The sequence below is a fragment of the Mesorhizobium sp. M9A.F.Ca.ET.002.03.1.2 genome, assembly GCF_003952365.1.
Taxonomy (GTDB): Bacteria; Pseudomonadota; Alphaproteobacteria; order Rhizobiales; family Rhizobiaceae; genus Mesorhizobium.
In genome coordinates this window covers 6,302,222-6,326,824 of sequence record NZ_CP034443.1, presented here as the reverse complement: position 1 = coordinate 6,326,824, position 24,603 = coordinate 6,302,222, and the positions used below count along the sequence as shown (strand labels likewise).

General features: G+C 63.4%; 24 protein-coding genes and 1 pseudogene. 17 read left to right on the top strand and 8 right to left on the bottom strand.

Going from position 1 to position 24,603, the window contains the following annotated elements:
* Positions 1-249 precede the first annotated feature (249 nt).
* Entirely contained in the window at positions 250-381 is a 132-nt protein-coding gene (locus tag EJ066_RS32505; RefSeq protein WP_281035462.1) for a hypothetical protein, read from the top strand.
* Here EJ066_RS32505 and EJ066_RS30800 read toward each other — a convergent pair.
* The 3 genes from EJ066_RS30800 to EJ066_RS30790 are packed head-to-tail and all read right to left on the bottom strand — an operon-like array spanning position 378 to position 3,187.
* Positions 378-1,151: a metallophosphoesterase gene (locus EJ066_RS30800; RefSeq protein ID WP_126043625.1), complete on the bottom strand. Its 774-nt coding sequence runs from the start codon at positions 1,149-1,151 to the stop codon at positions 378-380. The two genes, EJ066_RS32505 and EJ066_RS30800, sit on opposite strands and share 4 nt — an antisense overlap.
* 38 nt (positions 1,152-1,189) lie before the next feature.
* Positions 1,190-2,326, bottom strand: coding sequence for an alpha-hydroxy acid oxidase (locus EJ066_RS30795; RefSeq protein WP_126043624.1), 1,137 nt, complete (start codon positions 2,324-2,326; stop codon positions 1,190-1,192).
* 57 nt (positions 2,327-2,383) lie between these two features.
* Complete coding sequence (locus EJ066_RS30790; protein WP_126043623.1) at positions 2,384-3,187, bottom strand: FCD domain-containing protein; 804 nt, start codon at positions 3,185-3,187, stop codon at positions 2,384-2,386.
* Between the two features lie 226 nt (positions 3,188-3,413).
* On the opposite strand from EJ066_RS30790, the gene EJ066_RS30785 reads away from it, so the two are divergent.
* The 7 genes from EJ066_RS30785 to EJ066_RS30750 all read left to right on the top strand — a co-directional run bounded on the left by EJ066_RS30785 (position 3,414) and on the right by EJ066_RS30750 (position 11,475).
* The gene (locus tag EJ066_RS30785) at positions 3,414-4,736 is read left to right on the top strand and encodes a DUF3422 family protein (protein ID WP_126043622.1); all 1,323 of its coding nucleotides are present in this window, start codon (positions 3,414-3,416) and stop codon (positions 4,734-4,736) included.
* A 278-nt stretch (positions 4,737-5,014) separates the two neighbouring features.
* Entirely contained in the window at positions 5,015-6,511 is a 1,497-nt protein-coding gene (locus EJ066_RS30780; protein ID WP_126043621.1) for an FAD-linked oxidase C-terminal domain-containing protein, read from the top strand.
* 4 nt (positions 6,512-6,515) lie between these two features.
* The gene (locus tag EJ066_RS30775; protein ID WP_126043620.1) at positions 6,516-7,028 is read left to right on the top strand and encodes an endonuclease domain-containing protein; all 513 of its coding nucleotides are present in this window, start codon (positions 6,516-6,518) and stop codon (positions 7,026-7,028) included.
* A 444-nt stretch (positions 7,029-7,472) separates the two neighbouring features.
* Entirely contained in the window at positions 7,473-8,729 is a 1,257-nt protein-coding gene (gene glcE / locus EJ066_RS30765) for a glycolate oxidase subunit GlcE (protein WP_126043619.1), read from the top strand.
* Positions 8,726-9,127, top strand: coding sequence for a DUF4870 domain-containing protein (locus tag EJ066_RS30760; RefSeq protein WP_126043618.1), 402 nt, complete (start codon positions 8,726-8,728; stop codon positions 9,125-9,127). Before glcE ends, EJ066_RS30760 begins: the two co-directional genes overlap by 4 nt.
* 10 nt (positions 9,128-9,137) lie before the next feature.
* Positions 9,138-10,439 (top strand): glycolate oxidase subunit GlcF, encoded by a 1,302-nt coding sequence (glcF, locus tag EJ066_RS30755; protein WP_126043617.1) that lies wholly within the window; start codon positions 9,138-9,140, stop codon positions 10,437-10,439.
* A 31-nt stretch (positions 10,440-10,470) separates the two neighbouring features.
* The gene (locus EJ066_RS30750; protein WP_126043616.1) at positions 10,471-11,475 is read left to right on the top strand and encodes a hypothetical protein; all 1,005 of its coding nucleotides are present in this window, start codon (positions 10,471-10,473) and stop codon (positions 11,473-11,475) included.
* Positions 11,476-11,492: 17 nt separating this feature from the next.
* On the opposite strand, the gene EJ066_RS30745 is transcribed toward EJ066_RS30750, so the two are convergent.
* Positions 11,493-12,413, bottom strand: a complete 921-nt coding sequence (locus EJ066_RS30745) for a bifunctional 5,10-methylenetetrahydrofolate dehydrogenase/5,10-methenyltetrahydrofolate cyclohydrolase (protein ID WP_126043615.1) — start codon at positions 12,411-12,413, stop codon at positions 11,493-11,495.
* A gap of 272 nt (positions 12,414-12,685) precedes the next feature.
* A complete protein-coding gene (locus EJ066_RS30740; RefSeq protein WP_126043614.1) occupies positions 12,686-13,432 on the bottom strand; it encodes a L,D-transpeptidase in 747 nt (248 codons plus the stop codon).
* A 211-nt stretch (positions 13,433-13,643) separates the two neighbouring features.
* On the opposite strand from EJ066_RS30740, the gene EJ066_RS30735 reads away from it, so the two are divergent.
* Positions 13,644-14,279 carry a DNA-3-methyladenine glycosylase I gene (locus EJ066_RS30735; RefSeq protein WP_126043613.1) on the top strand — a complete coding sequence of 212 codons (636 nt, stop codon included), beginning with the start codon at positions 13,644-13,646 and terminating at the stop codon, positions 14,277-14,279.
* Between the two features lie 45 nt (positions 14,280-14,324).
* Here EJ066_RS30735 and EJ066_RS30730 read toward each other — a convergent pair whose 3' ends face one another.
* Positions 14,325-14,579 carry a hypothetical protein gene (locus tag EJ066_RS30730; RefSeq protein WP_126043612.1) on the bottom strand — a complete coding sequence of 85 codons (255 nt, stop codon included), beginning with the start codon at positions 14,577-14,579 and terminating at the stop codon, positions 14,325-14,327.
* A gap of 214 nt (positions 14,580-14,793) precedes the next feature.
* Between EJ066_RS30730 and hisS the strand changes: the two genes are divergently transcribed.
* The 7 genes and pseudogenes from hisS to EJ066_RS32320 form a co-directional block, all read left to right on the top strand.
* Positions 14,794-16,314, top strand: coding sequence for a histidine--tRNA ligase (gene hisS / locus EJ066_RS30725; RefSeq protein ID WP_126043611.1), 1,521 nt, complete (start codon positions 14,794-14,796; stop codon positions 16,312-16,314).
* 174 nt (positions 16,315-16,488) lie between these two features.
* Positions 16,489-17,610, top strand: coding sequence for an ATP phosphoribosyltransferase regulatory subunit (locus tag EJ066_RS30720; RefSeq protein WP_126043610.1), 1,122 nt, complete (start codon positions 16,489-16,491; stop codon positions 17,608-17,610).
* Entirely contained in the window at positions 17,607-18,305 is a 699-nt protein-coding gene (gene hisG / locus EJ066_RS30715; protein ID WP_126043609.1) for an ATP phosphoribosyltransferase, read from the top strand. Before EJ066_RS30720 ends, hisG begins: the two co-directional genes overlap by 4 nt.
* Before the next feature lie 462 nt (positions 18,306-18,767).
* The gene (locus tag EJ066_RS30705) at positions 18,768-20,534 is read left to right on the top strand and encodes an AMP-binding protein (protein ID WP_126043607.1); all 1,767 of its coding nucleotides are present in this window, start codon (positions 18,768-18,770) and stop codon (positions 20,532-20,534) included.
* A 246-nt stretch (positions 20,535-20,780) separates the two neighbouring features.
* On the top strand, positions 20,781-21,878 hold the full coding sequence (locus tag EJ066_RS30700) for a calcium:proton antiporter (protein ID WP_126043606.1): 1,098 nt from the start codon (positions 20,781-20,783) through the stop codon (positions 21,876-21,878).
* A 229-nt stretch (positions 21,879-22,107) separates the two neighbouring features.
* Positions 22,108-22,689 (top strand): glutathione S-transferase N-terminal domain-containing protein, encoded by a 582-nt coding sequence (locus EJ066_RS30695; RefSeq protein WP_126043605.1) that lies wholly within the window; start codon positions 22,108-22,110, stop codon positions 22,687-22,689.
* A pseudogene (locus EJ066_RS32320) lies at positions 22,686-22,843 on the top strand (alpha/beta hydrolase); the annotation flags it as partial. The gene EJ066_RS30695 and the pseudogene EJ066_RS32320, both read left to right, overlap by 4 nt.
* A gap of 70 nt (positions 22,844-22,913) precedes the next feature.
* On the opposite strand, the gene EJ066_RS30685 reads toward EJ066_RS32320, so the two are convergent.
* Both EJ066_RS30685 and EJ066_RS30680 read right to left on the bottom strand, forming a co-directional pair.
* Positions 22,914-23,360: an SRPBCC domain-containing protein gene (locus tag EJ066_RS30685; protein ID WP_126043604.1), complete on the bottom strand. Its 447-nt coding sequence runs from the start codon at positions 23,358-23,360 to the stop codon at positions 22,914-22,916.
* A 108-nt stretch (positions 23,361-23,468) separates the two neighbouring features.
* A complete protein-coding gene (locus EJ066_RS30680) occupies positions 23,469-23,960 on the bottom strand; it encodes an SRPBCC family protein (RefSeq protein WP_126043603.1) in 492 nt (163 codons plus the stop codon).
* A 195-nt stretch (positions 23,961-24,155) separates the two neighbouring features.
* On the opposite strand from EJ066_RS30680, the gene EJ066_RS30675 reads away from it, so the two are divergent.
* Complete coding sequence (locus EJ066_RS30675; RefSeq protein WP_126043602.1) at positions 24,156-24,515, top strand: VOC family protein; 360 nt, start codon at positions 24,156-24,158, stop codon at positions 24,513-24,515.
* Positions 24,516-24,603 lie beyond the last annotated feature (88 nt).

Genomic DNA, 24,603 nt, shown 5'->3' with positions numbered 1-24,603 from the left:
CGGCAAGAATCCGCTGTGGACAGCTTGTTTCGTCCTTGGCTTGTGGCGGCCCGCCGCCCTAGAAGGCACGCGCTCTGCATCTGGTGTGCAACGCGATGAACCCTTTGTGTCACTCGCGCGACACACCTCCGATACAGAACATGCCTAGAAGCGCGAAGTCGCCGAAACTTTGAGGCGTATTTTCCGTTTCAACCCATTGGTAACCCGCCTCGTGCACAGATGCAGAAAGCCCAACAAGAGATGACGTCCGTGAAAGCAGCGCTTCTGTCCTTTGCCATGTTGTCGGCCATCGCGCTGTGCGGCCTCGGCACCTACGCTGGCGACGCAGCCAACAACCACAACGCCGTCGACGGCTACGGCGTCACCGCCGCGCTTCGCTAAGCCTTCTCACCTGACACCACCAGGATACGCTTGTCCGCGCCGTCCACGACGAGCGCGGTGAGGGTTCCGGACTGCCAGGCGAGCGTGTCGATATTGACGCGATTGACCATCACCTCCGGCTCCGGCACCGGCGTATGGCCATGCACCACGATCTTCGGGTGGAGGCCTGGATGGTTATGGAAGACGTCGCGGATCCAGATCAGATCCTGCATGCTTTGCATTTCCAGTGCAATGCCGGGCCGGATGCCGGCATGACAGAAGAAGAAGTCCCCGAAGGTCAGTGAAAACGGCAGTGAGCGCAGGAAGTCGACATGGCTTTTCGGCACGGCCTCGACCAGCGCCGCGTGCCCCTGCCGCAACGCCGCTTCGGACCTGCCAAACCATGCATTGCCGCCTTCATTGATCACCACGCCATAGGATTGCGCGGTCTGGATGCCGCCATAGCGTATGAAAAGCCCATCCGGATCGGGGGCATCGAGAAAATCGAGGAAGCCGATGTCGTGATTGCCGGCGAGCATCAGGTAGCGCGGGTCGCGTTTTCGAATTTCGATCAGGAAATCGACGACGCTCTTGGAGTCCGGGCCGCGGTCGACATAGTCGCCGAGATGAATGACACGCCAGTCAGCCGGCCGCGCCTGATGGATCTCGGCCGCAATCCGGCGGTGCATGGCGACCAGCAGATCGAGCCGGCCGTGCACGTCGCCGATCGCGTAGAGACGCATGCCGTCTGGTCCGCGCGCGTCGAGAAAATGAATGCCGTGCTCCGCCAATGCTTCCGCTGTCTCCGTGATCGGGCCGTCACGGGAGTCTAACGCCGTAGCTGATCCTTGCCCATGTCGGTCACCAGACGCTTTCCGCACAGCGCCAGCGTTATGTCCATCTCTTTGCGGATGATTTCCAAGGCTTTTGTGACGCCGTCCTTGCCGAGCGCGCCCAGGCCGTAAAGGAAAGGCCGGCCGATATAGGTGCCCTTGGCGCCGAGGCACAGCGCCTTCAGCACGTCCTGGCCCGAGCGGATGCCGCCATCCATATGAACCTCGATCGTATCGCCGACCGCGTCGGCGATCTCTTCGAGCACTGCGATCGACGACGACGCACCGTCGAGCTGGCGTCCGCCATGATTGGAGACGATGATCGCGTCGGCGCCGGTCTTGGCCGCCATCAGCGCGTCCTCCTTGTCGAGGATGCCCTTTAGGATCAGCTTGCCGCCCCAGCGCTCCTTGATCCAGGCGACGTCCTTCCACGACAGATGCGGATCGAATTGCTCCGTCGTCCACGACGACAGCGAAGTGAGGTCGCCGACACCCTTGGCGTGGCCGACGATGTTGCGGAAGGTCCGGCGCTGGGTGCCGGCCATGCCAAAGCACCAGCCCGGCCTGGTCGCCATCTGCCAGATGTGTTTGGGCGTGAAGCGCGGCGGTGCCGAAAGCCCGTTGCGGATATCCTTGTGGCGCTGGCCGAGAATCTGCAGGTCGAGCGTCAGCACCAGCGCCGAGCATTTCGCCGCCTTCGCCCTGTCGATGAGATCGAGGACGAAATCCTTGTCGCGCAGCACATAGAGCTGGAACCAGAACGGCTTCTTGGTCACGGATGCGACGTCCTCGATCGAGCAGATGCTCATCGTCGACAGCGTGAACGGCACGCCGAATTCCTCCGCCGCCTGCGCCGCCAGCATCTCGCCGTCGGGATGCTGCATGCCCGTCATGCCGGTCGGCGCAAGCGCCACGGGCATCGCCACCTTTTCGCCGACCATGGTCGATTCCAGCGAGCGGTTGCTCATGTCGACCAGCACGCGCTGACGGAACTTGATCTTCTGGAAATCCTCCTCGTTGGCCCGGTAGGTGCTTTCCGTCCATCCGCCTGAATCGGCATAGTCGAAGAACATCTTCGGCACGCGGCGGCGCGCCAGGTCCTTGAGGTCGGCGATGGTGAGGATCATGCTCATGGGCTCTCCCGCGGGTTCTTCGCTAATTCGTCGTTGTTGATTTTTCTTCCCCGGCGCTCACGAGCGTTTCCTTGGCGGCTCGCTGTCGCCGGCTTCGGAGCGCTGCTTGAGCCTCAGCCGCGACACGCGCTGCCAGTCGCCGCTGCGCTCGGCCTCGGCCATGGTGCGTTCGACATGGGTGATGTGATCCATCGCCGCCTGCCGTGCGGCGGCCGGATCGCCGGCTTTCACCGCCGCATGGATCGCCCGGTGCTGCGAAAGCAGCGCTTCGCGCGCGCCCGGCACATTGAACACCAGGAGCCGGTTTTGGAACACGCCCTCCGACAGCAGCCGGTAGCACGAGCGCAATGTGTGCAAGAGGATGATGTTGTGCGCGCATTCGCAGATCGCGTGGTGGAACTCGACGTCGATTTCCGCCTCGTCGTCGAAATTGCCGGTCCGGTGCGCCTCGTCCATGCGCGCCATGATGCGGTCGAGCAGCGCCAGATCGTCCGATGTGGCGCGCCGCGCCGCGTACTCGGCCGCCACCGCCTCGATCTCGCGGCGGTATTCCAGATAGTCGGTCGCCGCCTTGCGGTGCATGGAAATCAGGTCCGTCACCGGCCTGGTGAACAATTGGCCGATGACATCGGCGACATGGGTGCCGCCGCCGGGTCGCGTGGTCAAAAGCCCGCGCCCTTCCAGCGCCTTCAGCGCATCGCGCAGGATCGGCCGCGACACCTCGAACCGGCGCGCCAGCTCGCGTTCTCCCGGCAGCCTGTCGCCGGTGCGTAAGATTCCTTCGAGGATCAGGCTCTCGATCTGCTGCACCACCTCGTCGGCGGTGCGGGAATGCTCGATCCTGGAGAAAATGTCGCTCAACGGGGGCGCCTGAGGGATTGAACCGATGTCACCCAGGATAAAGCCAGTGTCGCCAACTGGTCAAATTATTTATCCAATTCGGCCGTATGGCCGGTTGTGACGCCGCGGCAGTATATTGCTCTCGGCTAACTTGTTGTTTGCGTCCCCCGGCAATTGGCTCTAGAGGGACGCGATTGCACCAAGGGTTTCAGCGAAGCCTGTTTCAGCGAAGCCCGGGGGACCAGCCGTGGCAGACGACCCATCCAATTTCGAATTCCAGCCCCGCGTCAAGGGCAGCGTCATGGGCTTTCCAGCGCATGAGGGACGGCCCGGCGCGCTCGGCGAGGTTCACGCCCGTCCGCATCCGCTGGTCGAGAAACCGCGTGTGCTGGTGCAGCTTTCCTTCATGACCGAAGGCGGGTCCGGCGTCGACCAGGCCGTGCTTTCCGAATTGTCACGGCGCCTCGGCATCGCCGCGCCCGACCCTCATGCCCGCCACCACGCGATGAAGTGGGGCAAGGGCTCGCTGCGCTGGGAGCGGCACACGGAATTCTCGACCTATCTATGGGAAGGGCCGCTCGCAGAAAGCGGCAGGGCTCAGGAAGATTCGCCGTTCGGCCACGGGTTTTCACCGCCTGGAACGGTGATCTCCGGCATCAGGCTCGAAATCAGGAAGTGGACGCAGGCGAGCGAAAAGCTGATCGCCGGCTTCGACACGACCAGCCTTTGCTATTCGCTGGTCGAGCGCGGCAACGCCGCCATCGTCACCGATTTCCGCCAGGACGGCGACGGCATGACCCGCATGCTGGCGCTCGACCGCGGCCTGACGCCGGCACGCACCGGCGCGCTGGCGCAACGGCTGATCGACATTGAAACCTACCGCACTCTGGCCATGCTTGGCCTGCCGCTGGCGCTGACGCTGTCCGCGCGCACGCGCCGCATCGAGGACCGGCTGGCGCAGGCCACGCTGGAAATGAAGGTCGCCGAAACCCGCGACAGCCAGACGCTGCTTGCCGACCTGACCGAGCTTGCCGCCGAGCTTGAGGCCGATGCCGCCTCCAGCCTCTACCGCTTCGGCGCCAGCCGCGCCTATGACGGCATCGTCCGCGAACGGCTGGAGGCGCTGGAGGAAGAGGCGGTGCCCGGCTACGACACCTGGGGCGGTTTCCTGCAGCGCCGCGTGGCGCCGGCCATGCGCACCTGCCGTTCGGTCGAGGAGCGTCAGGCCAATCTGTCGACGAAGCTCACTCGCGCCACCACGCTGCTGCGCACCTGGGTAGATGTCGAGGTCGAGAAACAGAACCGCGATGTGCTGGCTTCGATGAACAACCGCGCCCGTCTGCAATTGCGGCTGCAGCAGACGGTGGAGGGTCTCTCGGTCGCCGCCGTCTCCTACTACGTCGTCGGCCTCGTCGGCTACGTCGCCAAGGGGGTCTCGATCTTCGGCCATACCTTTGCGCCGGAGGTCGTCACCGCCGCCTCGGTACCGCTCGCCATCCTGCTCGTCTGGTGGGGCGTGCGCCGCGTGCGCCGCCAGCACTCCGAACCCGCCAAGCCGGCGGCCGAGTAGGCACGCCTTTACCCTCCCCTTGTGGGGAGGGTCGGCTCATGATCGAAGCGAAGCGAAGATCGTGAGACGGGGGTGCTCGTAAAGCGCATCCCTGCGCCGAGCCCACCCCCTGCTCCGTTCGTTCGCGACCCTGCCTCCAAGGGGAGATGACCATCGCGGCGGATTGCCGCTGCGGAAGGCAGCCCGGCATCGGCGCTCGATTTCGGCCGAAGCAGGATTTGCAACAGGCGTTCGCTGCTGGTAAAAGATTTTTACCAGTTGATCGAAGGAGACTGTTGATGTCCGGTTTGCTGATGCCGAAGCCAGACGAAGCCACGATGCGCCGGCGCGACGAGATCGTCGCCGATATGCGCATCATCGTGCCGGGCGAAGGCGTTGTCGACGCTGCCAACGCCATGCGCGTCTTCGAGAGCGATGGCCTTACCGCCTATCGGCAATTGCCGCTGGTCGTGGTGCTGCCCGAAACGGTGGCGCAGGTTTCCCGCCTGCTGAAATATTGCAGCGCCCGCAACATCCGCGTCGTGCCGCGCGGCTCCGGCACCTCGCTGTCCGGCGGCGCGCTGCCGCTCGAAGACGCCGTGCTCATGGTCATGAGCCGCTTCAACCGCATCCTCGAGATCGATTTTCCCAACCGCATCGTCGTCGCCCAGCCGGGCGTCACCAATCTCGGCATCACCACCGCCGTCGAGCAGGAGGGTTTCTACTACGCCCCCGATCCATCCTCCCAGATCGCCTGCTCGATCGGCGGCAATGTCGCAGAAAATTCCGGCGGCGTGCATTGCCTGAAATATGGCCTCACCGCCAACAACGTGCTCGGCATTGAGATGGTGCTGATGAATGGCGAGGTGGTGCGGCTCGGCGGCAAGCATCTGGACAGCGAGGGCTACGACCTGCTCGGGATCATGACCGGTTCCGAAGGGCTTCTCGGCGTCGTCACCGAGGTCACCGTGCGCATCCTAAAGAAGCCGGAGACGGCGCGCGCGCTTCTGATCGGCTTTCCGACCAGCGAGCAGGGCGGCCAATGCGTCGCCGACATCATCGGCGCCGGCATCATTCCGGGCGGCATGGAGATGATGGACCGCCGGGCGATCCATGCCGCCGAGGATTTCGTCCATGCCGGCTATCCCCTGGATGTCGAGGCGCTGCTGATCGTCGAGCTCGACGGGCCGGGGGTGGAGGTCGATCACCTCATCGGCCTGGTCGAGGCCATCGCCTACAGGAACGGCTCGACCACCTGCCGCATTTCGCAGTCGGAGCAGGAACGGCTGAGCTTCTGGGCCGGCCGCAAGGCTGCCTTCCCGGCGGTCGGCCGCATCTCGCCCGATTATTACTGTATGGACGGCACCATCCCGCGCAAGGAACTGCCGCGCGTGCTGCATGGCATGCGCGAACTGTCCGAAAAATACGGCCTCGGCGTCGCCAATGTCTTCCACGCCGGCGACGGCAATCTGCATCCACTGATCCTCTATGACGCCAACGTGCCCGGCGAGCTCGACAAGGCGGAAAGCTTCGGCGCCGACATCCTGCGGCTCTGCGTCAAGGTCGGCGGCGTGCTGACCGGCGAGCATGGCGTCGGCGTGGAGAAGCGCGATCTGATGCCGGAGATGTTCAACCAGATCGATCTCGACCAGCAGATGCGGGTCAAATGCGCTTTCGACCCCAACCATCTGCTCAATCCCGGCAAGGTGTTCCCGCAGCTGCGCCGCTGCGCAGAACTCGGACGCATGCATGTGCACCGGGGGCAGATGGCGTTTCCGGACATTCCGAGGTTTTGAGGTGATGACGACTCAGAATAGGGGTTCCTCGCCCCCGCGAAGCGGGGGAGAGGTGGCTCGGGCGAAGCCCGAGACGGAGAGGGGGACGCCCGATCCGCCTAGTCGGCGTTCGCCTGAAAGGATCGCTCGCGCACGCGCGCTTCGCCAGGGGGACAATCAAGCGGAAGCAACTCTCTGGTACGAGTTGAAAGCCAAAAAACTAGGTGGCTACAAATTTGTAAGGCAGATGCCGATTGGGCCGTATTTCGCCGACTTTGTGTGCCGAGGCGAAAAGCTCGTTGTCGAGTTGGACGGAAGTCAACATGCCGAGAATTCCTACGACAGACGGCGCGACGAATTCATGCGTGGCGAGGGGTTTTCGGTCTTGCGCTTCTGGAATGTCGATGTTCTGAAAAAACCGAGAAGCGTTTGCGAGACCATTCTCGCGGTACTGGAAGGGCGATTAGCCGAAGACGTGGTCGCCTCGGACCTTCGGTTCGTTTTTGCGGCCAAGACGGTTGGAGGCGTCGCCCTATGATTGCCCCCTCTCCGCCTCGCTGCGCGAGGCACCTCTCCCCCACTTTGTGGGGGCGAGGAACCCAAGTCTTGCTGCCTCATTCCCCAGCATTCCAAGATCGTCAGACGACGGCGTTCCAGGATAGGGGTTCCTCGCCCTCGCGAAGCGGGGGAGAGGTGGCTCGGGCGAAGCCCGAGACGGAGAGGGGGGCGGCCGATGCGCCGAGCCGGCGCTCGCTCGAAAAGATCGCCCGCTCCCGCGCGCTTCGCCATGGCGAAAAGCATGCCGAAACGACTCTCTGGATCGGGCTGAGAGTCGAACACAGCCCCTATCGAAATGTCGCAGCTTCGCCTTTCGCAGCCAAGAAGTCAGGAGGTGGCGCTCTATGATTGCCCCCTCTCCGGTTTGCTTCGCAAACCACCTCTCCCCCACGTTGTGGGGGCGAGGAACCCAGGTTCTGCGCCCATGACCACCTTCACCCCATCCACCGCAGCCGAAACCCTCGCCACCGTCGCCTGGGCGGTGGCCGAAGACTCGCCGCTTGAAATCCTTGGCCATGGTTCCAAGCGCGGCATCGGCCGTCCGCTGCAGGCCGAACACACGCTCGACCTGTCGAAACTCACCGGCGTCACGCTCTACGAGCCGGCCGAACTGGTGCTGTCGGCAAAAGCAGGCACGCCGCTGGCCGAGATCGAAAGCCTGCTTGCCGAAAACGGCCAGCAGCTTGCGTTCGAACCGATGGACTATGGCCCACTGCTCGGCGGCAAACCGGGAAAAGGCACGATCGGCGGCGTGCTTGCCGCGAACCTTTGCGGGCCGCGCCGGCTGAAGGCGGGTGCGGCGCGCGACCACATCCTCGGCATCTCGGTGGTTTCTGGGCGTGGCGAGGCCTTCAAGTCTGGCGGCCGCGTCGTCAAGAACGTCACCGGCTACGATCTGTCCAAGCTGATGGCCAACAGCTGGGGCACGCTGGCCGTGTTCACCGATGTCACCTTCAAGGTGCTGCCATCAGCCGAGACCGAAGTCACGCTCGCTCTGCGCGGCCTGCTCGACGACCATGCCGCCGCCGCCATGGCGCTCGCGCTTGGTTCCAGCGCCGAAGTGTCGAGCGCTGCGCACCTTCCCGAACGCGTCGCGGCGCGGGTTGCCGGCGGCAGTCTCGGCAGCGCCGCGGCGACGCTGCTGCGCGTCGAAGGCTTTGGCCCGTCGGTTGCCTACCGCATCGCCTCGCTGAAGGATCTGCTCCGCAATGCCGGCCCGCTGGAGGAGATTGCGGGCGAAGCCTCGCATTCCATCTGGCGTGATGTCAGGGATTGCGCCCCATTCGCCGATGGTTCGGAAAAACCGGTGTGGCGCGTCTCCATGGCGCCGTCACAAGGCCACCAGATGGTGCTGGCGCTGCGCATGCAGGCGGCGGTCGATGCTTTCTATGACTGGCAGGGCGGATTGATCTGGCTGCGCATGGAGCATGGCGATCCCGAAGCCGATCTGCTGCGCCGACTGATCAGAAAACATGGCGGCGGCCACGCGACGCTGGTGCGCGCCGCCCCGTCGCATCGCGCCGCCGTGCCGGTGTTCGAGCCGCAGGCGCCGCAACTGGCAGCTTTGTCGGCAAGGCTCAAAGCCGAATTCGATCCGAAGAACATCCTCAACCCCGGCCGTATGGCGCCGGCTGCAGGCTCTGCTACTCTTGGCCCGGCAACCGAGGGAGCAGCGTCATGAGCGACATCAATCCAGGCCCGACCGATTCCGGCAAACCCGCACCGCGCCAGACCGACCGCTGGCTGGAACCAGGTTCGACCAACGCACTGGTCATCTACATCCTTTATCTCGCCAGCCTCGTCATCGGCGTCACCGCTATTGTCGGCATCGTTCTGGCCTATATCAACCGCGGCAAATCAGGTGGCTTCGTCGAGAGCCACTACACATTCCTGATCCGCACCTTCTGGATCGGCCTGCTTTATGCACTGATCTCGGTTGTGCTGATGATGGTGGCGATAGGCGTCGTGCTGATGTTCGCCGTCGCCGTCTGGTTCATCGCCCGCTGCATTCTCGGCCTGCAGGCGCTGCAGCGCGGCGAGCCGGTCAAAGACCCGGAAAGCTGGTTCCTCGGACTTTAGGATTCCTCGCGTGCAGACCAATTTTTCGCTTGCCCAGCTTGCCGATCCGCATGTCGCGGAATCGGAGACGATCCTGCGCAAATGCGTGCATTGCGGCTTCTGCACGGCCACCTGCCCGACCTATGTGACGCTCGGCAACGAGCTGGATTCGCCGCGTGGGCGGATCTACCTGATCAAGGACATGCTGGAGAACGGCCGTCCCGCCGACAAGGAGATCGTCACCCATATCGACCGTTGCCTGTCCTGCCTCGCCTGCATGACCACCTGCCCGTCCGGCGTCAACTACATGCATCTGGTCGACCATGCCCGCGCCCATATCGAGGAGACCTACAAGCGCCCGCTGCCCGATCGGCTGACGCGCGCCATGCTGGCCGTCGTCCTGCCTTACCCCTCGCGTTTTCGCGCCGCGCTTAAGCTGGCGAGGCTCGGCCAGCCATTCGCCGGCCTGTTCGAAAAGGTCCCGGCGCTGAAGCCGCTGGGCGCGATGCTCAGGCTTGCTCCGGCTTCGGTTCCCACGGCGTCGCCAATGGCTTCGCCGGGCATCCATGCCGCGCAGGGCACGAGAAAAATCGGCCGCGTTGCCATCCTCACCGGCTGCGCGCAATCCGTGCTTGATCCCGGCATAAACGACACGACGATCGCGCTGCTGACGCGGCTCGGCGTCGAGGTCGTGGTGCCCGAGGGCGAGGCCTGCTGCGGCGCGCTGGTGCATCACATGGGCAGGGAAGACGCCGCACTTGCCTCGGCGAGGCGCAATGTCGATGCCTGGACGCGGGCCATCGGAGAAGGCGGACTGGACGCCATCGTCATCACCGCGTCGGGCTGCGGCACCACCATCAAGGATTACGGCTTCATGCTGCGCCTCGATCCGGCCTATGCCGACAAGGCGGCGCGCGTCTCGGCGCTAGCCAAGGACGTCACCGAATACCTGGCAAGCCTCGACCTGCCCGAGCCGGTACGCAAGCCCGGCACGGTCGTCGCTTATCACTCCGCCTGCTCGATGCAGCACGGCCAGAGGATCACCCGCCAGCCCAAGGAGCTTCTGGCCAAGGCCGGCTTCGTCGTGCGCGAGCCGCGCGAGGGGCATCTGTGCTGCGGCTCGGCTGGCACCTACAACATCCTGCAATCCGAGATTTCGGCTCGGCTGCGCGACCGCAAGGTCAGGAATATCGAGGCGACCGGTGCTGAAATCGTCGCCACCGGCAATATCGGTTGCATCACCCAGATCGCTTCCGCCGCGAAGATGCCGGTGGTGCACACGATAAAACTGCTCGACTGGGCCTATGGCGGCGAACCACCAAGAATGAGTTGATTGCTCTGCATTCGCTCATGAGAATAGGCCGATGTCCGATTTGGAATCATTAGAGATTGAAACCATCGTTCGGCTGTTATCGAAGACGCCGCGCGCGACAATCCAGGCACGCTATGAAGACTGCACGGCAATCGCGGCCCGGCATCTCAAGGGCGGGTCCGAATTCCTATTTGCGCTGATAAAGGCGGCCGTCAAAGCCGACGTTCACCAGACTAGTCTGATTGACGACGTGATTTCGTTTCTCGACGATGCGTATTTGGCCCGTCTGGCATTTTTCCTGCAAGGAGAAGTGAAACGCGGAATAGATGTCGAGGATTTGCTTGCTCACGTCGCCTTGCAGGCGCCAGAATTGTTTCCAGACAGCACCTTGGGCGACATTCCCGATTTCGCGGACTGGCTGACGCATGATGATCCTCGTTCGCCGCCCGCTTGCCATCACTTCATCTTTGAGCAGGGCGCTCCGAGCGACATGTCTTTTCCGACGCATCGCAACCATCCCACCTGGCACCTTCCGGGGGCAGGACCGTCATTTGCGGTTGGCGGCGAGGGGATGGCCACCTGTCCGGCTTGCGGCAAAAGGTTGGTGCATCTCGTCACCTTGGAGGATATTGGAGAGCAAAGAGGTGCATTTCCTCGCCTCCGCCTTGAGACTTGCGAGGGGTCTCTCGAGCCGACCTACTATTCCCATGACGCCGCTGGAGTGCCGACACCAATCGCGCCGTTCCATTCTTCCGAAGACTTCACGTCCGGACCATCGACCAAGGAGAGCATCGCCCGTCTGGCGCCGACGCCGCAGCGATGGCTCAGGCAGTCGTGGTTGACAAGCAATTCGCGGCAAAACCTGTTTCGGCTTGGTGGCTTACCCTCGTGGGTTCAGGGACCGCAGTTTCCGCTTGTTCCCGGAACAGATCGGAAAATGAAATTTCTTCTCCAGTTCGATTCATTCGCCGGCTTCTTCTGGGGCAGCGGCGGAATGCTCTACGTCTTCTGGGACGATCACTCTCGGATCAGCTGCCACGTGCCGCAATTCACTTGATCAACTGCTCACGGCGCCTATTCCGCCGCGAGCTTATCCACCACGCCGTAGGTCGCCTGGTAGAGCGCGCGCTGGCGGCTCAGCGCCACCATCGTGTTGCGCAGCAGGATCGCCACGGTGATGGGCCCGACGCCGCCCGGCACCGGCGTGATCCAGGACGCGACATGCCTGACGCTCTCGGTATCGACGTCGCCGACGATGCGGCTTTCCCCGTCAGGGCCGGTTTCCGAATTGATGCCGATGTCGATGACGGCCGCACCGGGCTTGACCATGTCGGCCTTGATCAGCCGCGGCTTGCCGACCGCGACGAACAGCGCATCGGCGCGCCGCGCGTGCGCCGCCACCGAACGCGTCATGTGGTGGCAGACCGTCACCGTCGCGCCCTCGCTCATCAGCAGGAAGGCGATCGGCTTGCCGACGATCTCTGAATGGCCGACGATGACGACCTCGAGCCCCTTGAGGTCGAGCCCGGTTTCCCTGAGCAGTTCGACCGAGGCGGCCGCCGTGCAGGGCGCAAGGTCGAGCTGGTTGTAGACGATGTTGCCGATCGAGGCCGGGTGCATGCCCTCGACATCCTTGAGCGGATGCACCGCCGCCTGAAGCGTCCTGATCGGGATATGCACCGGCACCGGCCGCTGGATGATGATGCCGGTGACGCGCGGGTCGGCATTCAGGCCATGGATCGCCGCTTCGAGTTCGCCTGATGTGATGTCGGCGGCAAACCGCCTCTCCTCGAAGCCGATGCCGGCCAGGTCCGCCTTGGCACGCTGGTTGCGCACATAGACATCGACCGCGGCGGTGTCGCCGACGGTGATCGACACCAGTTTGGGCGGAAAACCTTCGGCGGTGGCGATCGCCGCATCCTCGCGCACGGAAGCGATGATGCGCTGGGCGACCGGGCCGCCCCTGAGATAGCGGCTGTCGTCGGACAGGGACATGAATGAACCCTTCTGTCTGGAAGCACTGCTGCCGACATAGCAAAAAAAGACCAAGAGGGGCAGCGGGAAAGCGAACCGCTATGCCTGTCGCGCGACATGCCGGCGAGCCTGCGACCCGCCAACCGGATGTCAGCAGAAACGAAAAGGGCAGCGCGGTTTATTGCGCTGCCCTTTCGCGACTGGCCGCATCCCCACACGGCCCGTCCCCCGTTACCCTTCGACTGGTCTCGAAAAGCTTTCCGCTTTCTGCACGATGTGATTCGCAGCCAGGATTATATCACCACGACCGTCGTGCCGACATTGACTCGTTCATAGAGGTCGACAACATCTTCGTTGCGCATGCGGATGCAGCCCGACGACACGGCGCCGCCGATCGTCCAGGGCTGGTTGGTGCCGTGGATGCGGTAGAGCGTCGAGCCGAGATAAAGCGCGCGCGCGCCGAGCGGGTTCTCGACGCCGCCGGCGACATAGGTCGGCAAATAGCGGCCCTTGGCGGCCTCGCGCGTGATCATCTCCGCCGGCGGTCGCCATTCGGGCCAGACCTTCTTCTGCGTGATCTTGTGCTTGCCGGCCCATTCGAAGCCCGGCTTGCCGGTGCCGACGCCATAGCGCCGCGCCTTGCCGTTGTTCTCAACCAGATAAAGAAAATTCTCCCTCGTATCGATGACGACCGTGCCCGGTTTGTGCGGGCCGTCATAGGCAACTTCCTGCGGCAGGTAGATCGGGTCGATCTGCGGGCGCGCAATCATGCGCTTCTTGGCCGGCGCCTGCACCGCCGCCGTGTGCAGTCGGGCGGGTTGCGCCTGCCGCTGATAACGGCGCTGCGGCTTTTGCATCTCTTGCCGGTTCGGCCGGACGATGCCCGGGGCGTGGCCAAGCTGCAGCACCCAAGGCGCCGAAAGGTCGGGGCTCACCACCACCGGCGGCCGGTCGGCATAACGGTCATTGGCGCTGGAGGATGTAGCGGCAGCGGCCAGTACGGCCGCGGCGCCGAGCAGCGGGAACAAAAATCTCTTCATCGGAACGCACCTTGATCGTCGAACATGCCGGGCGAAAAGCGTCCCCGGTTGCCGGGACATTGGGTGCGGAGCGGCAACCGAAACGTGAATCGGAATGCGTAAAATGCTGCTTTGTCAGTAAACCTCTTGGTGTGGTTACCGGCCGGTTCAGGAATCTGGTAAAGCCGGGGTAAAGCGGTGCAGAAAGCGCCTTAACGAATGGAATTTCGCCATGCATGAAAAAACAGGCCTGCTCGCCGGCCCCGATGGTATCGCGCGCTGCTTCTGGCACGGCAACCTACCGGATTATTTGCACTACCACGATCACGAATGGGGCCGGCCGGTCACCGACGACCGCAGGCTGTTCGAAAAAATCTGTCTCGAAGGCTTTCAGTCGGGCCTGTCCTGGCTGACGATACTGCGCAAGCGCGAGAATTTCCGCGAGGCCTTCGCCGGCTTCGATGTCGACAAGATCGCCGCCTTCACCGACGAGGATGTCGAGCGTCTGCTCGGCAATGCCGGCATCATCCGCCACCGCGGCAAGATCGTCTCGACCATCAACAACGCCAAGCGCGCCCGCGAACTGGCCGACGAGGCCGGCTCGCTGGCGGCCTGGTTCTGGACGTTCGAACCCGGCCCCGACGAACGGCCCGAAATCGTCGATCTCGCCCATCTGCGCGCCAACCCGACGACGGCGGTCTCGGTCCGCATTTCGAAGGAATTGAAGAAGCGTGGCTGGAGCTTTGTCGGCCCGACCACCGTCTACGCCTTCATGCAGGCCATGGGGCTGGTCAACGACCATCTCGAAGGCTGCGTCTGCCGCGAGCAGGTGGAGGCGGAGAGGAAGGCCTTCAAGCGGCCGACATAGCGTCCCCTTGTGGGGAGGTCACGCCGAAGGCGCGGGTGGGGTTACTCAGGCGCCGCCGGCGCCGGCCAGAAAAAGCCCGGCGACGATGGCCGCCACAGTGGCAAAAGCCGGGTAGATCACCAGCAGGCCGGTTGTCAGCGCATCGCGCATGGTCGGACCTGGGCGCTCGTCCGCGGCGATCTCGAATGGTCCAGCCGTTTGGCCTGCCGGCCTCGGTGCATGGCCATCGGCCGGCCGCAGCCGTGCGGGCAATTCGCGGGCGCCGCTGTCGATAATGTCGAATTTCCGTGCCGTGGTCATGGCCCGAACCCCTTGTTTCGGCGGGCTTTATCGGCTGCGATTGTGTCGGCACGATGCCGCGCTTATGGCGGAATTGTTTCATTTGTGCGTGGTTTGTTTCAGGAAAGGTGCAAACCCTTGCCGCTCCCGGCTGCATCGGTTAGGACACCCGCGCCGTAGAAATCGGTTACTTGACCGATCCACGGAGCGCTAGGAAACACCGAGTACCCATCCCATGGCTGACAAATCGGAAAAGATGAAAGCGCGGCTGCCGCGCGGGTTTGTCGACCGCGGCGCCGACGACATCCGCGCCGTCGAGAAGATGATGGCGACGATCCGTTCGGTCTACGAGCTTTACGGCTTCGAGCCGGTCGACCAGCCGCTGATCGAATACACCGATGCGCTGGGCAAATTCCTGCCCGACCAGGACCGGCCGAACGAAGGCGTGTTCTCGTTCCAGGACGATGACGACCAGTGGCTGTCGCTGCGCTACGACCTGACCGCGCCGATGGCCCGCTTCGTCGCCGAGAATTACGAGCGCCTGCCGAAGCCCTATCGCAGCTACCGTTCCGGCTGGGTGTTCCGCAACGAGAAGCCAGGCCCCGGCCGCTTCCGCCAGTTCATGCAGTTCGACGCCGACACGGTGGGAACGCCGGGCGTCGCTGCCGACGCCGAAATGGCGATGATGATGGCCGACGTGATGGAGGCGCTCGGCATCAAGCGCGGCGACTACGTGATCAGGGTCAACAATCGCAAGGTGCTGGACGGCGTGTTGGAGGCGATCGGCCTTGGCGGCGACGAGAATGCCGGGCGCCGGCTGCAAGTGCTGAGGACGATCGACAAGCTCGACAAGTTTGGCCCGGAGGGTGTGCGGCTACTGCTCGGCCCGGGTCGCTGGGACGGTGGCAAGGAAGGTGAAGGCGATTTTACGAAGGGTGTAGCGCTCACCAAGTCACAAGCTGATCGCGTTTTACTTTTGTCCAGTCCTAACGAGAGTGATGCGATGCAAAGTCTTCACATGATGTGGGGAGCAGTCGCAGGTTCGGACCGAGGTACGGAGGGCGTTCAAGAACTCGACGAGATCGGCAGCATGATTGCCGCTGCTGGTTACGATGATGGCCGTGTTAAGATCGACCCTTCCGTCGTCCGCGGCCTCGAATATTACACCGGCCCGGTCTACGAAGCCGAACTCCTGGCCGAGATCCCCAACGAAGAGGGAAAAATCGTGCGCTTCGGCTCGGTCGGCGGCGGCGGGCGTTATGACGGCCTCGTCTCGCGCTTTCGCGGCGAGCCGGTGCCGGCGACCGGCTTTTCCATCGGCGTCTCCAGGCTGATGACGGCGCTGAAGAACCTCGGCAAGCTCGACACGTCGGATGTCATTGCGCCGGTCGTCGTGCTCACCATGGACAAGGACACCGAAAGCCTCGGCCGCTACCAGAAGATGGTGGCCGAGCTGCGCGCCGCCGGCATCCGCTCCGAAATGTATCTCGGCGGCGCCGGCATGAAGGCGCAGCTCAAATATGCCGACCGCCGCGGCAGCCCGGTCGCCATCATCCAGGGCGACGACGAGCGCGCCAAGGGCGAGCTGCAGATCAAGGACCTGATCGAGGGCGCCCGCATGTCGGCCGAGATCGTCGACAACGCCGAATGGCGCGCCGCGCGCCCGGCGCAGGTGACGGTGGCGGAGGGTGAGCTGGTCGCTGAGGTGAGGAAGATACTCGCGGCGCAGGCGGAGGAACGGGCGCGTGGCAAGTAGGGCGCCAGCCTTCCCTTCTCCCCTTGTGGGAGAAGGTGGCCTCGCGAAGCGAGGTCGGATGAGGGGTGTTCCAGGGAACGCCGACGCCTCATTTCTTCTAGCACCCCTCATCCGTCTTGGCGCTGCGCGCCAAGCCACCTTCTCCCACAAGGGGAAAAGGCAAGGTGGCGTCTCGTGACCTCCCGCTACCCCGCCATCGCATCGGACATCGCCAAGCTCTTCGCCGCGCGAAACACGCATGAGGTTGAAGTCGCGGTGCTGCAGCCTGCCGACCCGTTCCTCGACATGGCGGGAGAGGATCTGCGCCGGCGTATTTTCCTCACCGAAAGCGAGACCGGCCAGACGCTGTGTCTCAGGCCGGAATTCACCATTCCGGTCTGTCTCGACCACATCGCCAGCCAGGCCGGCACGCCGCGCCGCTATTCCTATCTCGGCGAGGTGTTTCGCCAGCGCCGCGAGGGCGGCAATGAATTCTTCCAGGCCGGCATCGAGGATCTCGGCGACCGCGACACCGCGCAGGCCGACGCCCGTTCGCTGGTCGATGCGCACGCGCTGCTTTCGCTGGCGCTGCCGGGCCAGGCACTAGCAGTTACGCTCGGCGACCAGACCATTTTCGAGGCGGTGCTGGCAGCTCTTGGGCTGCCGCGCGGCTGGCGCATGCGGCTGGCCCGTGCCTTCGGTTCGGCGGCGATGCTGGAGGCAGCCCTTGCCGACCTCGCCAATCCGCCGCGCAACGGCCAGCTCTCCGGCCCGGTCGCCGCCCTCGTCCTCGACGGCGATCTGGAAGGGCTTTCGTCGCACATCGTCGGCGGCATGGAGCAGGCGGGCCTCTCGGCATCGGCCGGGCGCTCGCCGTCCGACATCGCGCGGCGGCTGATCGAGAAGGCCGAGCTGCGCAGCGTGCGGCTGTCGAACGAGGCGTTCTCGGCGCTAAAAGATTTTCTGGCTATCCACGTGCCGCTTAACAGTGCGGCACAGGCGCTCGAAACCTTCGCGACCGACGCCGGCCTTTCGCTGGGCGCGGCGCTGGACAATTTTTCGGCGCGCGCCAAGGCGATCGAAGCGCATGGCCTGCCAGTCGAAAAAATCCGCTACGACGCGGCGTTCGGCCGTCCGCTCGATTACTACACCGGCCTGGTCTTCGAGATTGCGGCGCAAGACAGCGACCGGCCGCTGGCCGGCGGCGGCCGTTACGACCGGCTGCTGACGCTGCTCGGTGCCAAAACGCCGATCCCCGGTGTCGGCTTTTCCGTCTGGCTCGACCGCATCGAGGCGTTGCGGGAGAAGGCGCGATGATCACGCTGGCGATCCCGTCGAAAGGCCGGCTCAAGGAGCAGGCGCTGGAGGTGCTGGCGAGCGCCGGGCTTGCCGTCAGCCTGCCCGGCGACGAGCGCAAATACCGTGCCCGCATCGAAGGCGTGGATACCGTCGAGGTGGCATTCCTGTCGGCGTCCGAGATCGCTGGCGAGATCGGCCAGGGCTCGGTCGATCTCGGCATCACCGGCGAGGATCTGCTGCGCGAAAGCCTCGCAGACTGGGAGGCGCGCGCGGAGATCGTCGCCCACCTTGGCTTCGGCAATGCCGATGTCGTGGTGGCGGTGCCCGACATCTGGCTCGATGTCGATACCATGGCCGATCTCGACGATGTCGCCGCCGACTTCCGTCAGCGCCACGGCAGGCGGCTCAGGATCGCCACCAAATACTGGCGGCTGACCCAGCAGTTCTTTTCGCAAAAGCACGGCATCCAGGTCTATCGGATCGTCGAGAGCCTGGGCGCCACCGAAGGCGCGCCGGCGGCGGGATTGGCCGATGTCATCGTCGACATCACCACGTCAGGCTCGACGCTGCGCGCCAACCATCTGAAGGTGCTGGCCGACGGCGTCATCCTGCGCTCGCAGGCCTGCCTCGTCGCATCGCGGAAGACGCGCGCGGCAGCCGACGAGGCTTTTTTGCGCGACATCGCGGCGAAGATGGCATCGGTGAAGAGATAGCTCGTCCAACTCGTGTTGATGTCGGCGCCGCCCCTCAACCCCCTGCCGGGACCTTCTCCCCGTGAAGGACGGGGAGAAGGGACTTGGCCGCAACGCTGGCGCCATTTCTGCATCGCTGGAGATTGGCGAAATCCTTTGCGAAGGCGTCCTTCTCCCCGTCACTATACGGGGAGAAGTGCCCGGGAGGGCGATGAGGGGCAGCGCCAACCTGGAGCGATTGCCCCCTGAAGCATGGCATGTTTGTTCTTGCTTTGTGCCGTCACTTATGCTATCAATTCGAGCATGGTGCGAATTTGCGCCAACGACCCGCCCGCCGAGGCGGGTTTTTTGTTTCGGCGCCTTCCCTCACAGGGCTCCGACTTGAGGTGCGACCTGACTTCGAAGCCCTGCCCATACCATCGGCGGGATTTCCACCGCCCGGGCAGGCTGATAGACTCGGGTTTGTCCGTGGAGGAGACAGCGATGCCGATCAATCTCGACGAGTTGAAGAACGCCACCAACCTGCGCGGCCCGCGCAAGGACGGCACCTTCGTCGCGCCGGTCGACGGCAAGGCGCATGTATCGGGCGAGCGCACCGTGCCGCTGCTGCAGCAGACGATCCCGGCGCTGCTTTCCGATACGGTCAGCAAATACGGCACGCTCGATGCCGCCGTCTTCGTCGACCAGGACAAGCGCTTCACCTGGAGCGAGCTGTACGACACCGTCGATGCGCTGGCCGCCGGTTTCCTGGCGCTCGGCCTGGAAAAGGGCGACCGCGTCGGCATCTGGTCGCCCAACCGCTGGGAGTGGCTGGTGACGCAATTCGCCACCGCGCGCATCGGCCTGATCCTGGTCAACATCAACCCGGCCTACCGACTGACCGAGCTGGACTACGCGCTGAACAAGGTCGACTGTAAGGCGCTGGTCACGGCGGCCAGGTTCAAAACCTCCGACTATCTCGGCATGATCGAAACGCTGGCGCCGGAGATCGCGACGGCGACGCCGGGCAAGCTCGAGGCGAAAAAATTGCCGGCGCTGAAGATCGTTATCCGCATGGGCGAGGAGAATTCGCCCGGCATGTTCAATTTCGCCGACGTGCTGGCGATGGCAGGACGCGACGAGCATGACAGCCTCGACCGCATCTCCGAGGGGCTGAAGCCCGACGACGCCATCAACATCCAGTTCACCTCAGGCACGACAGGCGCCCCCAAGGGCGCGACGCTGACCCACAACAACATCGTCAACAACGGCAATTTCGTCACCTCGGCGATCAGGCTCACCGTCGACGACCGGCTGTGCATCCCGGTGCCGCTCTATCACTGCTTCGGCATGTCGATGGGCACGATCGGCTGCGTCACCAAGGGCGCCACCATGGTTTTCCCGGGGGAGGGCTTCGATGCCGGCGCCACGCTGAAAGCGGCGGCGGGCGAGCGCTGCACCGGCCTCTACGGCGTGCCGACCATGTTCGTCGGCCTGCTCGATCATCCCGATTTTCAGTCCTTCGATCTTACCAGCCTGCGCACCGGCATCATGGCCGGCTCGCCGTGCCCCATCGAAGTGATGAAGAAGGTGGTGTCGCTGATGCACATGGAAGAGGTGACCATCGCCTATGGCATGACCGAGACCAGCCCGGTGTCGTTCCAGAGCAGCGTCGACGATCCGCTGGAAAAGCGCGTCTCGACGGTCGGGCGCGTCCATCCCCATGTCGAGGTCAAGGCGATCGATGCCGACGGCGCCACCGTTGCGGTCGGCGCGCCGGGCGAGCTCTGCACGCGCGGCTATTCCGTGATGAAAGGCTATTGGGACGACGAGGAAAAGACCAGCGAGGCGATCGACGCCGACGGTTGGATGCACACTGGCGACCTCGCCACCATCGATGCCGAGGGCTATTGCAACATCGTCGGCCGGGTCAAGGACATGGTCATCCGCGGCGGCGAGAACGTCTATCCGCGCGAGGTCGAGGAGTTCCTCTATCGTCATCCCAAAGTCAGGGAAGTGCAGGTGTTCGGTATTCCTGACCCGAAATACGGCGAGGAGCTTTGCGCCTGGGTCGTGCTGAAGCCCGGCCAGATCGCCACCGAGCAGGAAATCAAGGCCTTCTGTAAGGACCAGATCGCCCACTACAAGATCCCGCGCCACATCCGCTTCCGCAGCGAACTGCCGATGACGGTGACAGGCAAGCCGCAGAAGTTTTTGATGCGCGAGGCGATGGTCGAGGAGCTGGGGCTGGTGGCGGCGAAGACGGCGTGAGCCAAGGTCGCAATCCTGCGGCATCTTGTGGAGCCGCGGTGATGCCGTTTGTGAGGAGTCGAACGCCAGCCGATGGGGCCTGCCGGTTTGCGCAAGATGCTCTAAACCGCGTCGCGTCTGAAAGGATTCACGCGACGCGCTTTAAGTTCTTGTTTTTATGCATGTCGTTATCCCAAAACCGCTGCGCACTTTTGGGCGACATGCATTAGGCTTTCCCCCAAGATTCGCGGAAGCGCAAAGGCTGCAATGAGTGGTTTCGCAAGATCGGCGGTTTCTTATGCGATGCCGCTGGCCGCCCTGGTTACGGCCATCGCGGTCAGGGCCAGCGGGCTCTCGGTAGACCAAGATTCCCTCAACATCAGGATCGTTATCGGAGCGCTTTCGAGCGCTATCATGTTCACCACCATCTTTGTGGTGCTCGACCACGCCGAGGCGGTGGCTCGGCGTGTAGGGGAGCCCTACGGCACGTTGGTGCTGACCATTGCCGTGACGGCCATCGAAGTATCGATCATCGTTTCCATGATGCTGCATGGAGAGAACAACCCCACGCTTGCACGCGAGTCCGTCTTCTCGACGGTGATGATCACATCCACCGGGGTTGTCGGCACGTGTCTCACGCTTGGCGGCTGGCGTCATCGCAAGCAGACAATCGTTCGACAAGGGACCAGCGCCTATTTGGCGGTCCTGATCGCGCTGACCGTCATGACGCTTATTCTGCCGACCTATACGCGAGCTACGGATCCTGGCACATTTTCGGCGGCTCAACTTGGTTTTGTGAGCGCACTTTCAGTGCTGCTCTATACGGGTTTCCTGTTCGCGCAGACGGTCCGGCACCGGGACGATTTCCTCGAAGCGCACGGCGCTTCGACGCGGGCTGCCCCTCATGAGAGCATCTCGGCGAGCGCCCTGCTCTTGGTAATCGGACTGATCGGAATTGTCATGCTCGCCGAGCAAGTCGCCGCCAGCGTTGAAGATGCGCTCATTGCTTACCAGGTGACCCAGGCCGATGCCATTGTTGGGGCATTGATCGCGGGCCTGGTCCTGATGCCGGAATCCGTTTCAGCGGTTCGTGCCGCACTCAACAACGAGCTGCAGCGCGGTTTGAATGTCGCGATGGGTTCGGCTTGCGCGACAATCGGTTTGACGATACCGGCAGTCGCGGCCGCGAGCCTGCTGACGGGAAGGGGCCTAACCCTCGGGCTCCCTGCTTCTGACACCGTACTTTTGGTCTTGGCGCTTTTCATAAGCAGTGTCAGCTTCAGCAACGAAAGAACGACGTTCCTGACCGGTCTGGTCCACCTGGTAGTCTTTTTTACCTACGTATTTCTGATCTTTGTTCCGTGAATCTCTTTTTGTGCGATCGCGCGAGCGCCGAAAACGATCGGATAAGCGCTTGTCGGGGGATCGCCTTTTGCTTGTGGCGCTGAGCACTTCCAGCGTGAGATTGATCGGGCAGCCTGATCGGTGTTCGCGCCCATATTCCGTCGTCCTTCAAAACCGCTTGCATAATCGCAGCAGTAGACCTAGATTGCAACCAGTTGTTAAATGCAAGCACAATGGAAGGAGTCGACCGATGAAGCTCTACTCTGCGCCCGGTTTCTCCAGCCTGGCCGACCATATCGCGATGCTGGAGGCTGGAATTCAGTTCGACGTGGTCAAGGTCGACATCGAGACCAAGCAGATCGAAGGGGGTGGCCGCTATACCGATATCAATCCGACGGGCTATGTACCCGCTCTCGTGTTCGACGACGGAGAGGTGCTGACCGAGAATGTCGCGATCCTAGCCTGGGTCGCGGATCGCGCGCCGGAGCTCGCGCCGCACGGTCATCTGGGCCGCTACCGCCTGCTCGAGATGCTGAGCTTCATCGCGACCGAGATTCACAAGCGCTTTCCCACGTACCTGGCGCTTCCAGAAGACGTCAGGGAGCCGGTCACCCAGGAAATACTGCACTGGCTTCGCTTCGCCGCGGGCCGGCTGGAGCGGGGGTATCTGTTCGGGGAGACCTTCACCGTCGCGGATCCTTATCTGTTCCAGTTGGCCCGCGGCGCGGCGGAGCTCGGATTTCCACTGCCCGAGCCGCTTCGCGATTACATCGCGCGCATCGAAGTGCGGCCTGCCGTTCAAGCGGCTCTGCGCCGCGAAGGCCTGGCATGAACGATCTGGTGATCCCCGTGCCGATGGGGTCGATCTCGCGACGCAGAGCGTCGGCAATCCGGCCCAGCAGCCGATACTTCTCGTCATGGGCGGAATGGCCTCCATGCTGTGGTGGCCCGAGGAATTCTGTCGCCGGCTAGCCGCACGGGGCCGGTTGAGCAGGATGTTCGTTAGCGCCGCTTTCACGGCGGCGCGCGGCGCCGTGATCTCTCGGTTAGTTATCGTCAGTTCGTCAGGCGCTTGTCGAGCCCGGCAAGAATCTGCTCCCAAGATTTGCCGTGATGATCTGCGTGCTCTTGGTCGTAGAAGCCGCGGTGGATTAGCGTCAGCGTACATCCACCTGCGCGCGGCTCAAGATCGACAGAAAGCACGGTCTCTGCGCCCTGCGTGCCATCCGTGCCCGTGAGCCATGTCAGTTCGACCTTGCGGTCAGGCTCCAGCGTGAGAAAGCGACCGTAATGGGGATGGCGTTTGCCCTCGTGCTCCACCACGAAGAACAACTGGCCGTTCAGGACCGGATCGGCGATGAGAGCGCCTTCGAGTGCGAACCAGCCCTCCCAGTCCGTCGTGAAGCTCCTGTAGATGGCTTGGCATGAGGCGCTCATCACTCGCTCGACGCGCGTATCATGCGGTCGATCGCTCACGTCGGGCTCAACGAGTTTTCGGTCCATATTTTCCTCCTTGGATCACGTGGTTTGATCGCCTGACCCGAAGGGCCTTTCTCCGATACCGCCGGCTGCTGGTCCCAAATTTTCTGCACGACGAGTTTCCGCTCGGTCTTACTCGAACTGTTGGTCCTCGATATCCTTCGGATAGCGATCGAGCGTCAGGTTCAACTGGATGCCGTGCTCGAGCCACGCCTTTAGCCCCGCAAGCAAAAGCGTGAAGCCTTGCGTGGAATCGGCGACATAGCGCATGAGCTTATCGGCATCTCCCGTCCATCCGGATTCCTGCACGCGTACAAAGGTCGTGCCGCCGGGAATGGATTGGAACGTCCATTCCACAGTCGTCGGGCCGCTATAGCCAGGCCACTCGATCACCACCCGCTTGTTGGGCTCCACGACCTTCGGCGTCACCTCGATGGAGACATCGTGGCTCTCCCATTCCCACGTGACCGCCTTGCCGGTCTCGAGCCTTCCGCTGCCCTTGCTGAACCAGAACTTCGTCGTCACGCCGGGGTTCACAATCGCTTCGAATACATGCTCGACCGGCTTGCGGATGAGCATTCCGGTCTTGGCGATTGGATTGCGCGTGAGTTGCAGATTGTTCATGACGCTTCCCTTGAGCGATCTCACACAAAACGTCATCTCATGTGGATCGTTCCGGCCGCCGCGCCTTTTGTCGCGCTGCGCCTTATCGGGAAGTCTCTCATTGACTGAAAAAACGGCGCGGCCGCACATTCCAAATGGCACGGAACCTTTCTGGTCGAGGAGGAGTTAACGCCGAGCTTAGTCCGGAGAAAGCAAATGAACCTGCGGAAGATCTACACCGCATTGCTGACCGCGGACCTTGCGGCGGCCGAAGGCTGGTATACGAAGCTGCTCGGTCGTGGGCCGGATTACCGGCCGATGGACACGCTGGTGCAGTGGGAGCTTTCCGACCAGGGCGGGGTCATGCTTTCAACCAGCAACGAGATCGCCGACAGAGGTGTGATATTCCTTTACGTCGACGATGTCGCGGCCGAGCGCCGCAGGCTGCAGGGGTTGGGGATTGCACTCGGAGACGACATCGAGGGCGATTATTCGACGCTGGCGCAGGTACGTGATCCAGACGGCAACCTGCTCACGCTGGCGACGCCGCCCTCGCGGCCCTTTCCACCGGCGTGATCGCGCCGAAAGAGCGAATCCGCTTCAAGCAAGATGCGCTGGCCGATTCAGGTCGATCGAATTGAGCCAAGTGCGCCCAGTGATGGCG

Coding starts and splice junctions, on each gene's coding strand:
- EJ066_RS30695 (WP_126043605.1), top strand. CDS start 22,108: ATGAAGCTCTACTCTGCGCCCGGTTTCTCCAGCCTGGCCGACCATATC.
- EJ066_RS30680 (WP_126043603.1), bottom strand. CDS start 23,960: ATGAACAATCTGCAACTCACGCGCAATCCAATCGCCAAGACCGGAATG.
- EJ066_RS30705 (WP_126043607.1), top strand. CDS start 18,768: ATGCCGATCAATCTCGACGAGTTGAAGAACGCCACCAACCTGCGCGGC.
- EJ066_RS30740 (WP_126043614.1), bottom strand. CDS start 13,432: ATGAAGAGATTTTTGTTCCCGCTGCTCGGCGCCGCGGCCGTACTGGCC.
- EJ066_RS30675 (WP_126043602.1), top strand. CDS start 24,156: ATGAACCTGCGGAAGATCTACACCGCATTGCTGACCGCGGACCTTGCG.
- hisS (WP_126043611.1), top strand. CDS start 14,794: ATGGCTGACAAATCGGAAAAGATGAAAGCGCGGCTGCCGCGCGGGTTT.
- EJ066_RS30775 (WP_126043620.1), top strand. CDS start 6,516: ATGACGACTCAGAATAGGGGTTCCTCGCCCCCGCGAAGCGGGGGAGAG.
- EJ066_RS30730 (WP_126043612.1), bottom strand. CDS start 14,579: ATGACCACGGCACGGAAATTCGACATTATCGACAGCGGCGCCCGCGAA.
- hisG (WP_126043609.1), top strand. CDS start 17,607: ATGATCACGCTGGCGATCCCGTCGAAAGGCCGGCTCAAGGAGCAGGCG.
- EJ066_RS30780 (WP_126043621.1), top strand. CDS start 5,015: ATGTCCGGTTTGCTGATGCCGAAGCCAGACGAAGCCACGATGCGCCGG.
- EJ066_RS30685 (WP_126043604.1), bottom strand. CDS start 23,360: ATGGACCGAAAACTCGTTGAGCCCGACGTGAGCGATCGACCGCATGAT.
- EJ066_RS30760 (WP_126043618.1), top strand. CDS start 8,726: ATGAGCGACATCAATCCAGGCCCGACCGATTCCGGCAAACCCGCACCG.
- glcE (WP_126043619.1), top strand. CDS start 7,473: ATGACCACCTTCACCCCATCCACCGCAGCCGAAACCCTCGCCACCGTC.
- EJ066_RS30750 (WP_126043616.1), top strand. CDS start 10,471: ATGTCCGATTTGGAATCATTAGAGATTGAAACCATCGTTCGGCTGTTA.
- EJ066_RS30735 (WP_126043613.1), top strand. CDS start 13,644: ATGCATGAAAAAACAGGCCTGCTCGCCGGCCCCGATGGTATCGCGCGC.
- EJ066_RS30795 (WP_126043624.1), bottom strand. CDS start 2,326: ATGAGCATGATCCTCACCATCGCCGACCTCAAGGACCTGGCGCGCCGC.
- EJ066_RS30745 (WP_126043615.1), bottom strand. CDS start 12,413: ATGTCCCTGTCCGACGACAGCCGCTATCTCAGGGGCGGCCCGGTCGCC.
- EJ066_RS30700 (WP_126043606.1), top strand. CDS start 20,781: ATGAGTGGTTTCGCAAGATCGGCGGTTTCTTATGCGATGCCGCTGGCC.